1 protein-coding gene is annotated in these 799 nt (G+C 61.2%); it reads right to left on the bottom strand.

The annotated features are described in order from the left end of the window. Window position 1: 1 nt before the first annotated feature. Window positions 2-799, bottom strand: a 798-nt coding sequence (locus HX869_RS31230; RefSeq protein ID WP_102370257.1) for a helix-turn-helix transcriptional regulator, incomplete at its 5' end; no start/stop codon positions are given.

The following is a 799-nucleotide window of genomic DNA, read 5'->3' as shown; positions in this document are numbered from 1 at the left end:
CTCAGCGGTGCTTGCTCATGTAGCTTTCAAGGGGGTCTTTGCTCAGGACGCCCTGGGCTTCGGCCAGCGAATCGATAAACAGGGCAAACAGTTCCGATTGCGCGCCGATATCGAGCTTGGTGTAGATGTGTTTGCGGTGGGACTTGATGGTGTCTTCCGAGACGTCGAGGCGTTCGGCCAGCGAACGGGTGGAATGCCCCCGCAGGATCAGTTGGGCGATCCGGCATTCCCGCTCGGTCAATATCGACGAGCCGAAGTTGTTCAGCGCCGAGTGAATGCGCTGCTCCAGCAGGTTTTCGAATCGCGCCCCCTGGGCATCCAGGCCAACGAAATGCTTGCCCAGCACCGCCAGCACCCACGGCGCGATGCGTTTGAATTGCCCCGTGGTGGTGGCGTCGAGCTTTTGCGTAAAGGCCAGCGACACCGCCAGGCTCGAGCCGTTGCTCGACTGCAGGATGTAGTTCAGCTCATCCTCCAGATGGGAGTGCCGGTAAAACGACTGGAAGTATTCGCTGAGCTCGAAGTGATCGGGGGCGACCTCGGCCAGCTCGTAACACCCGGAGCTGACGCCCTCCACACAGGCCCCGTAAAACGGGTCGAGCAGATAAAACCCCGACAGGTACTGGCGCACATTGCCTTGTGGCAACCATGGCCCGTCCAGCTCGAACAGCGCACTGGGCATGCCGCCGCGCGGGTAGAAATACAGCGTGGTGGCCTGGATCGGCTGGAGATAACCGAGAGCCTCGAACAAGGTCGCGGCGAACCCCGATTGCCCGATGCTATCGGTCACCCGGGCCAT

The sequence above is a fragment of the Pseudomonas sp. P7779 genome (assembly GCF_013386315.1).
Taxonomy (GTDB): domain Bacteria; phylum Pseudomonadota; class Gammaproteobacteria; order Pseudomonadales; family Pseudomonadaceae; genus Aquipseudomonas.
The sequence above is the reverse complement of the archived record's forward strand: the minus strand, read 5'-3'. Positions and strand labels throughout refer to the sequence as shown.